The sequence below is a fragment of the Streptomyces sp. NPDC018833 genome (assembly GCF_044390825.1).
Lineage (GTDB): Bacteria > Actinomycetota > Actinomycetes > Streptomycetales > Streptomycetaceae > Streptomyces.
This window is the reverse complement of record NZ_JBIRZM010000025.1, coordinates 78115-87121: the sequence shown is the minus strand read 5'-3', so window position 1 is coordinate 87121 and position 9007 is coordinate 78115. Positions and strand designations below refer to the sequence as shown.

At 73.8% G+C, this 9007-nt stretch carries 6 protein-coding genes; 4 read left to right on the top strand and 2 right to left on the bottom strand.

Features of this window, described 5'->3' with window-relative positions:
- Positions 1-91 precede the first annotated feature (91 nt).
- Entirely contained in the window at positions 92-1702 is a 1611-nt protein-coding gene (locus tag ACH5AF_RS33675; protein WP_398907127.1) for a DUF5691 domain-containing protein, read from the bottom strand.
- Positions 1703-1714: 12 nt separating this feature from the next.
- On the bottom strand, positions 1715-3166 hold the full coding sequence (locus ACH5AF_RS33670) for an SWIM zinc finger family protein (RefSeq protein WP_398907126.1): 1452 nt from the start codon (positions 3164-3166) through the stop codon (positions 1715-1717).
- Positions 3167-3302: 136 nt separating this feature from the next.
- On the opposite strand from ACH5AF_RS33670, the gene ACH5AF_RS33665 reads away from it, so the two are divergent.
- From ACH5AF_RS33665 to ACH5AF_RS33650, 4 genes are all read left to right on the top strand, one after another.
- Entirely contained in the window at positions 3303-3716 is a 414-nt protein-coding gene (locus tag ACH5AF_RS33665; protein ID WP_398907124.1) for an MmpS family transport accessory protein, read from the top strand.
- Between the two features lie 171 nt (positions 3717-3887).
- A complete protein-coding gene (locus ACH5AF_RS33660; protein ID WP_398907122.1) occupies positions 3888-5000 on the top strand; it encodes an AAA family ATPase in 1113 nt (370 codons plus the stop codon).
- Positions 4997-7699 carry a DUF5682 family protein gene (locus ACH5AF_RS33655; protein ID WP_398907121.1) on the top strand — a complete coding sequence of 901 codons (2703 nt, stop codon included), beginning with the start codon at positions 4997-4999 and terminating at the stop codon, positions 7697-7699. Before ACH5AF_RS33660 ends, ACH5AF_RS33655 begins: the two co-directional genes overlap by 4 nt.
- Positions 7696-8865, top strand: a complete 1170-nt coding sequence (locus tag ACH5AF_RS33650; RefSeq protein ID WP_398907119.1) for a VWA domain-containing protein — start codon at positions 7696-7698, stop codon at positions 8863-8865. Before ACH5AF_RS33655 ends, ACH5AF_RS33650 begins: the two co-directional genes overlap by 4 nt.
- Positions 8866-9007: the final 142 nt, after the last annotated feature.

Genomic DNA, 9007 nt, shown 5'->3' with positions numbered 1-9007 from the left:
ACCATCTCCCCGGCCCATTCCCCCTGCATGCCTACAAGACTGGCCCCAACTCCACCGAGCCGGGGCCAAAACCGAGATTTTCAGCAGCCTTCTAGCGCTCCAGTTCCGCGTGCATCGTGGCGCGCAGGCGCAGCGTCGAGACCAGGCGCTGGAACGCCTCCGACCAGTACCCGCCCGCTCCCGGCGACGCGTCCTCCTGTTCTGCCGGGGTCGCGGTCAGGACCTCCAGACGCGGCGCCTCCGACGGAGACAGGCAGCGCTCGGCGAGGCCCATCACGCCGCTGAAGCTCCAGGGGTAGCTTCCGGCGTCGCGCGCGATGTCCAGCGCGTCGACCACGGCACGACCCAGCGGCTCGGCCCACGGCACCGCGCAGACGCCCAGTAGCTGGAACGCCTCCGACAGGCCGTGTGCCGCGATGAATTCCGCCACCCAACGCGCCCGTTCCTCCTCCGGAAGTGCCGCGAGCAGTTTCGACCGCTCCCCGAGGGACGTGGTGCCGGGGCCGCTCGACGGCGGTGTGCCGGGGGCACCGAGCAGGGCACGGGACCACTCCGCGTCGCATTGGCGGACCGCCGCCCGGCACCAGGCCGCGTGCAACTCGTCGGCCCAGTCGTCCGACACAGGGAGAGCGACGATCTCCGGCGGCGTGCGGCCGCCGAGTCTGGTCGGCCAGGTGGACAGCGGGGCCGACTCGACCAGCTGGCCCAGCCACCAGGAGCGTTCGCCGCGACCCGACGGCGCGTTCGGCACGATTCCGTCGCGCTGCATGCCGGCGTCGCACTCGTGCGGTGCCTCGACGGTGATCATCACGCCCGCGTCGCCGCTCCGGTCCAGCGCGACACAGGACGCGGCCCGCGCTGCCATGCGTCCGGCGAGGGCCGAGTGCGGCAGCGCGGAGAGCAGCTCGGCGGCGGTGGCGCGGACGTTGCGGCTGCGGTCGGAGAGCGCCTGCTCCAGGAACGGCTCGTCCGAGGCGGAGAGCCCCGTCCGCAGCGAATCGAGGAACATGAGACGGTCCTCGGCCCGTTCGGTCGGCCAGGTCGCGCCCAGCAGGGCAAGCGCTGCCTCCGGATCGCGGGCCCGCACCGACGACAGCAGGGCGACGCGCTCGGCGAACAGGCCCTCTTCCCACAGGCGTCGCACGGCCTCGGTGTCGTGGGGGGCGGGCAGCGCCGAGCCGCCGGATCCGCCACGCAGGGCGAACTTCCACTCCGCGTTCTGCCGGGCGAGCCACAGTCCGCGCGGCCCGGCGAACGCCAGCGCCTGCTGTCGCAGGTCCGTGCGACCGCGGGCCGCGTCGAGCAGCGCGGGCAGGAGGGACGGCGGGGCCTGGTAGCCGCGCTCGTTGGCGGCGGCCAGCCACTGGGGCAGCAGCTCGGTCAGGTCGGGGGCGGCGCCCCGCCGGCCGCCGGAGCCCGCAGGGCCCCGGTCGGCGAGCAGCTGGGCGAGACGCCGCCGGGCCGCGACCGGCAGCCCGGGCCTGAGGTCGTGCGGCGCGGCCGCCGGCTGCTCGGAGTCCGCCGGTGCCGGCCGAAGCCCGGCTCTGCGCCGCACGGTGTGGAGGGCGGCGGCGTCGAGCAGAGCGACGGGGGCCTCCTTGCCCGGGGGCAGGAGATCGGCCGGAGGCGTGCGCCGGTCCGTGCCGAGAAGGGCCGAGGTGACGAGCTCTTCCCACGGTGACGTAGCGGTGGTGGCGGTCATAGGGGCCTCCTTTCAGATGAGCGGGACCGTCTCGGACAGGTCCTCGCGCCAGGCGGTGAGCGGCACGAAGCCCCGGTGGCCGAACTCGCCGAAGACGGTGACGGGACGGCCGCCCGCAAGAGAGACGAGCTTCCACAGGCCGGGCCCGGACAGTGCGGAGGCCGCCAGAGGCAGCGCGCCCCGGCCGGCCGTGCCGCCGTCTGCGCCTGCGCCCGCGCTCGCCTCGTGGCCCGCGCCTGAGCCTGTCCTCGCCTCCTCGCCGTCGCCTGCGCCGCTCTCATGGCCGCCGCGCGCGTCGGCCAACTGCCAGCCGTCCCCCGTCGCTACGGGGATGACGCCGGAGAGAGTGACCGGCCAGGAATCCAGCCACGGGTCGTCCCGCAGGGCACTCCCGTACGCCTCGACGGCCGAGGCGCAGGAGCCGCCCGGCGGCGGTGCGACGATCGGGACGGGCGCGGTGAGCAGCTCGCCCAGCTCCGCGCGCAGCGGGGCGGAGCCGCCATGGGTGGTGATCTCCGCCTCCACCATCAGGCCGACGGGCAGGGCGAGTTGCGGTGAGCGGCCCGCTGCTCCGAAGGAGAGGAGCAGTGCCGTACGGCCCGCCTCGCGCCCATGGAGCCAGATCCGGCGGGTGGTGAGCTTGCCGTCGGAGGAGTCGTACTGCGCGAGGATCAGCCAATGGTCGCGTATCCGGTCACCCTCGGCGGTGGACGGGAGCCCGACCCGTGTGCGCACCGTGGCGGCCAGCGACTCGGGCAGCCGCTCACGGCCGAGCCATGCCGAGTCCAGCAGGTGGATCAGCGCGCACTCCTCCAGCAGCCGCACCGGCCAGCCGGGGCCTGAGCCCGGTATGGCACCCAACTCGCGGACGCGGGCGGCCAGCCCCGGTGCCTGCGCGTCGACCATGCGCGCGGCCGTCTCCTCCCACAGCCCGTAGCCGGACTGCTCGGCGGACGCGAGTCCGCCGCGGAGCAGGTCGGCCAGCCGCTGCTCCAACTCCGTGGCGCCCGCGGTGATCCGTCCGGCCCGGCGCTCGGCGCGCCGTCGAGCCGCCTCCGGGTCGGCGCTCTTCGCCGGAGCACTCGCGCCCGCCACCCCCGCTTCCTTGTCCGCCGCCCGCTTCCTGCGTCCGGCCAGCCATGTGTCGGCCCAGTCCGGAACGGCATCGTCCTGGACGGCCCGCTCGTCCCCGGACCACAGGAGCAGCAGCCCGATCGCGTGCTTGCACGGAAACTTCCGGCTCGGACAACTGCATGTGTAGGCCGGGCCCGTGGTGTCCACCACTGTCTGGTACGGCCGGCTGCCGCTGCCCTTGCACAGGCCCCACACCGCGCCCGATCCGTCGCAGCCCGCACCCGACCACGGCCCGGCCGCGGACAGTTTGTTCCCCGCCTTGCGTGATGCGTCGTCAGGAGCCAGCGACAGCACCTGTTCCGACGTCCAGCGCACCCCCTGCTGATTCATGGTCATGACGCTACGGGCCACCACTGACAATCGGCCTCACCCGCGGATTGGCCCAGCGGCAAAGGCGTTGACCCGACCCGCTGTTGGGCGCTTTGGTACGGACACCCAGAACCTGCGACATCCAAGGGAAACCGGTATGAATCGTTCCGCTCGCTCGGCTCTCTCGGTACTCGCCGCTGTCGGCCTCGCCTTCGGCGTCACTGCCTGTTCGGAGGCGGTCGACACCGTCGGCAAGGCGGTCGACGAGGAGTACCGGGTCACTTACGAAGTCACCGGCAAGAACGTGGACTCGATCAGCTACCACGCCGGTGGCGGCGAGGCCATGGACCCGAAGCCCGAGACGGTCGACAAGCCCACGCTGCCGTGGAAGAAGACGGTCACGCTGCGCGGCATCATGCCGGCGGCCGTCATGCCGATGGCCGCCGACCTCACCGGCGCCGAGGTCACCTGCAAGATCACGTACAGGGGCAAGGCGCTGGCGGAGGAGAAGGGCGAGGGGCTGGCGACCGCGGGCGGGTGCGTCGCGGAGTCGCCTGTCGGCACCGAGTAGACCGCCGCCCCGGCGCCGAACGGCCGCCGGCCGGCGTCGAGCCGGCGCCGCGTGCGCCCAACTCGCCTCCTGCCCCTGTAAACCGTCCTCCGACCTGCGAGGACGGTCGATTGTCAGTGGCATGGTGCACGGTGGATCCCACAACGGGTCGAACGATCTGGAGGGGGATCTATGACCGTGTCCGAAACCGGGACCACCAGCGGAGCCGAGGCCCTGCGGCCGCATGCGGAGGACGCCTTCGCCGACGAGCTGAAGGCGCTCGCCGCGCACGACGACCGACAGCGGCCGGTGAACTGGCGGCTGTCGCCCTGGGCCGTCGCCACCTACCTCCTGGGCGGCACGCTCGCCGACGGCACGGTCATCACACCCAAGTATGTGGGGCCGCGCAGGATCGTCGAGGTCGCCGTCACCACGCTCGCGACCGACCGCGCCCTGCTCCTTCTCGGTGTGCCGGGCACGGCGAAGACGTGGGTGTCGGAGCACCTGGCCGCGGCCGTCAGCGGCGACTCCACCCTGCTCGTGCAGGGCACGGCCGGTACGCCGGAAGAGGCCATCCGGTACGGGTGGAACTACGCGCAGCTGCTCGCCCACGGGCCCAGCCGCGACGCGCTCGTGCCCAGTCCCGTCATGCGCGCCATGTCCGAGGGCATGACCGCGCGGGTCGAGGAGCTCACCCGTGTCCCGGCCGATGTGCAGGACACCCTCATCACCATCCTGTCGGAGAAGACCCTGCCGGTTCCCGAGCTGGGCCAGGAGGTCCAGGCGGTGCGCGGGTTCAACCTCATCGCCACGGCCAACGACCGCGACCGCGGGGTCAACGACCTCTCCAGCGCCCTGCGCAGGCGGTTCAACACGGTCGTGCTGCCGCTGCCCGCGACACCGGAGGCCGAGGTCGACATCGTCGCCCGCCGGGTGGACCAGCTGGGGCGCTCGCTGGACCTGCCCGCCGTGCCGGAGGGGCTGGACGAGATCCGCCGCGTCGTCACCGTCTTCCGCGAGCTGCGCGACGGTGTCTCGACGGACGGCCGCACCAAGGTCAAGTCCCCGTCGGGCACGCTCTCCACGGCCGAGGCGATCTCCGTGGTCACCGGCGGCCTCGCCCTCGCCGCGCACTTCGGCGACGGCGTGCTGCGCCCCCAGGACGTCGCGGCAGGCATCCTCGGCGCGGTCGTCCGTGACCCGGCGGCGGACCGGGTGATCTGGCAGGAGTACCTCGAGACCGTGGTGCGCGAGCGGGAGGGCTGGAAGGACTTCTACCGCGCCTGCCGCGAGGTGAGCGCATGACCGGCCCTCTCCTGCTCGGCGTCCGTCACCACGGGCCGGGCTCGGCCCGGGCGGTCCGCGCCGCGCTGGACGCGGCGTCGCCGCGGGCCGTCCTGATCGAGGGCCCGCCCGAGGGCGACGCGCTGCTGTCGCTTGCCGCCGACGAGCAGATGCGCCCGCCGGTCGCCCTGCTCGCCCACGCGGTGGACGACCCGGGCCGGGCGGCGTTCTGGCCGCTGGCGGAGTTCAGCCCCGAGTGGGTGGCGATCCGGTGGGCGCTGGCGCACGACGTGCCCGTCCGCTTCATCGACCTCCCGGCCACGCATTCGCTGGCGATGGAGCCGGACGCGGCTGCCGCGCCGCCCACGCTTCCGGTGGGCGTGGACGCGGACCACCCGGCGGGGCAGGACGCGGCTCGTGCGACGCCGACGGGTCCGGACGCTCTTACCGCGCCGCCCACGCCTCCGGCGGGCACCCGTCCGGCCGGTGTGGACGCCGACGACCCGGCGGGCCAGGCCGGGTCCGCCGATCCGAGCCGTCCGACGTCACCGTTCCATCCGGCCGGTGACGGTCCGGCAGGCCCGACCGTCGTGACGGCGCCCACCGGTTCGGCCCGGTCCGCCGATCCGAGCCGTCCGACGGCGCCCGCCGGTTCGGCCGGGACCGCCGCCGAGCGGGCCGGTGCGGAGGGGGCACGCGTGGAGAGCGACGGGGATGGTGCCCGGCCCGACGCCGAAGGCGGCCCGGACCAGCCGGACGCTGAAGGGCAGAGCGACGCGACCGGGCCGGCGTCCGTCCGGATCGACCCCATCGCCGTGCTCGCCGAGACTGCGGGGTACGACGATCCCGAGCGCTGGTGGGAGGACGTCGTCGAGCACCGGGGCCGCGGCGAGGGCACCGGCGGGAGCGATCCCTACGCGCCGTTCGCCGCACTCGGCGAAGCCATGACCGCCCTCCGGGAGACCTATGGGCACGGCGGGCACGACCAGGACCTCGTCCGTGAGGCGTACATGCGCACCCGGCTGCGTGCCGCGCGCAAGGAGTTCGGGGACGAGGTCGCCGTCGTCTGCGGTGCCTGGCACGTCCCGGCGCTCGCCCGGAAGACCACCGTCGCAGCCGACCGCGCACTCCTCAAGGGACTGCCCAAGGTCAGGACCGAGATGACCTGGGTGCCATGGACGCACCGCCGGCTCGCCCGGCACTCCGGCTACGGCGCAGGCATCGACTCGCCCGGCTGGTACGGCCATCTGTTCACCGCGCCGGACCGGCCCATCGAGCGCTGGATGACCAAGGTCGCGGGCCTCCTGCGCGACGAGGACCGCATGGTGTCGTCGGCGCACGTCATCGAGGCCGTTCGGCTCGCCGAGACCCTCGCCGTCGTGCGCGGCCGTCCGCTCGCCGGGCTGAGCGAGACCACGGACGCCGTGCGGGCCGTGATGTGCGACGGCTCCGACGTGCCGCTCGATCTCGTCAGGGACCGCCTTGTCGTGGGGGACGCGCTCGGCGAGGTACCGGACGACGCTCCGGCCGTGCCGCTGCAGCGGGACCTGGCCAGGCAGCAGCGCAGCCTGCGTCTCAAGCCGGAGGCGCTGGAGCGCGAGCTGGAGCTCGACCTGCGCAAGGACGGCGACAGCGGCAAGAGCCGCCTGCTGCACCGGCTGCGTCTGCTCGGCGTCGGCTGGGGGGAACCGGTGGCCGGGCGGGGGAGCACCGGCACGTTCCGTGAGACCTGGCGGCTGCGCTGGGAGCCCGAGCTGTTCGTCAGGGTCGCCGAGGCGGGCGTATGGGGCACCACCGTGCTGTCGGCGGCCACGGCGAAGGCCGAGTCGCAGGCACTCGCGGCCACCGCGCTCGGTGAGGTCACGGCACTCGCCGAGGGGTGTCTCCTCGCCGAACTGCCCGACGCGCTCCCTGTGGTGATGACCGCACTCGCCGATCGCGCGGCGCTCGATGCGGACGTGAGCCATCTCGCCCAGGCTCTGCCCTCCCTTGCCCGCTCCCTGCGGTACGGGGATGTGCGGGCCACGGACACCGCCGCGCTCGGTGAGGTGGCGGCCGGGCTGGCCGAGCGGATCTGCGTCGGCCTGCCGCCGGCCTGCAGCGGTCTCGATGCCGACGGCGCCGCGGAGATGCGCGGTCATCTCGATGGCGTGCACACCGCGATCGGACTGCTGCCCGACGCCGCCGCGATGACCGGGCGCTGGCACGCGGTCCTGCGCAAGCTCGCGGACCGTGAATCCGTCCCGGGCGTCATACGCGGGCGTGCCGCGCGTCTGCTGCTGGACGACGGGCGGCTCGCGGAGGACGAGGCCGCCCGCCTCATGGCCCTCGCGCTCTCGCCGGCCACCCAGCCGGCCGAAGCGGCCGCCTGGATCGAGGGCTTCGTCGGCGGGGCGTCCGGGGGAGGGCTGCTGCTCGTCCACGACGAGCGCCTGCTCGGCCTGGTCGACGCCTGGCTGACCGGCGTCCCCGCGGACGCGTTCACGGACGTGCTGCCGCTGCTGCGCCGCACGTTCTCCGCGTACGAGCCCGGTGTGCGCCGGACCCTCGGCGAGCTGGTGCGCCGCGGCCCGGCGGCGACGGCAGGACCGGCCCAAGAGGAGGCCGCGCTGCCCGGCTTCGGCCACGGCCTCGACGAGGCACGCGCCGACGCGGTCCTGCCCGTGCTGCGCCTGCTTCTCGGCATCGACGACAACGACCTGGCGGGGGTGGCCCGATGACACGGACGACGACGGACACCGGACACGACGAGCGGCTGCGCCGGTGGCGGCTCGTGCTGGGCGGGGAGGAGGCGGACGGCACCGGCTGCGCGCTGGCCGGCACGGACGCCGCGATGGACGGCGCGCTCACCTCGCTCTACGGCGCCCGCCCGGGCAGCGGCGGCCGCTCCGGGGGACGTTCGGCCGGACTCGGGGCGTCCGCGCCGTCCGTGGCCCGCTGGCTCGGTGACATCCGGACGTACTTCCCCAGTTCCGTCGTCCAGGTCATGCAGCGGGACGCGATCGACCGCCTCGGTCTGTCCACCCTCCTGCTGGAGCCGGAGATGCTGGAGGCGGTGGAGGCGGACGTCCATCTCGTGGGCACGCTGCTCTCCCTCAACAAGGCGATGCCGGAGACGACCAAGGAGACCGCCCGGGCGGTGGTGCGCAAGGTCGTCGCGGAGCTGGAGAAGAAGCTCGCCACGCGTACGCGGTCGACGCTGACGGGAGCGCTGGACCGTTCGGCGAGGATCAACCGGCCGCGGCACCGCGACATCGACTGGGACCGCACGATCAGGGCGAATCTGAAGAACTACCTGCCGGAGTTCGACACCGTCGTGCCCGAGCGGCTCGTCGGTTACGGGCGGGCCTCCCAGTCCGTGAAGAAGGAAGTGGTGCTCTGCATCGACCAGTCCGGGTCGATGGCCGCGTCCGTCGTCTACGCCTCGGTGTTCGGAGCGGTGCTGGCTTCGATGGGCTCCATCACCACGCGGCTCGTCGTCTTCGACACGGCCGTGGTCGATCTGACCGACCAGCTCGACGATCCGGTGGATGTGCTGTTCGGCACACAGCTCGGCGGCGGGACGGACATCAACAGGGCGCTCGCGTACTGCCAGTCGCAGATCACCCGGCCCGCGGACACGGTGGTCGTGCTCATCAGCGACCTCTACGAGGGCGGCATAAGGGACGAGATGCTCAAGCGGGTCGCGGCGATGAAGGCGTCGGGCGTGCAGTTCGTCGCGCTGCTTGCGCTCTCCGACGAAGGCGCTCCGGCCTATGACCGCGAGCATGCGGCGGCTCTCGCGGCCCTCGGTGCCCCGGCCTTCGCATGCACGCCGGACCTGTTCCCGGACGTCATGGCCGCGGCGATAGAAAAGCGCCCACTGCCGGTGCCCACGGCGGACTGACCCACGGGCCAGTCCCGGCCCAAGGGCGGGCAGGTGGGGGCGGGTTCGGGCCGGGCGTCTTGGTGCAGGTGGGTGGGGCGGCGGGGGCTGGAGGGGCCGGGGCCGGCAGGTCACTTGCGTGGCTCGGGAGCTCAGAGCGGAG

Bases quoted from the DNA above. Each gene is read 5' to 3' on its own strand.
- ACH5AF_RS33675 (WP_398907127.1), bottom strand. From the start codon at position 1,702: ATGACCGCCACCACCGCTACGTCACCGTGGGAAGAGCTCGTCACCTCG.
- ACH5AF_RS33670 (WP_398907126.1), bottom strand. From the start codon at position 3,166: ATGAATCAGCAGGGGGTGCGCTGGACGTCGGAACAGGTGCTGTCGCTG.
- ACH5AF_RS33665 (WP_398907124.1), top strand. From the start codon at position 3,303: ATGAATCGTTCCGCTCGCTCGGCTCTCTCGGTACTCGCCGCTGTCGGC.
- ACH5AF_RS33660 (WP_398907122.1), top strand. From the start codon at position 3,888: ATGACCGTGTCCGAAACCGGGACCACCAGCGGAGCCGAGGCCCTGCGG.
- ACH5AF_RS33655 (WP_398907121.1), top strand. From the start codon at position 4,997: ATGACCGGCCCTCTCCTGCTCGGCGTCCGTCACCACGGGCCGGGCTCG.
- ACH5AF_RS33650 (WP_398907119.1), top strand. From the start codon at position 7,696: ATGACACGGACGACGACGGACACCGGACACGACGAGCGGCTGCGCCGG.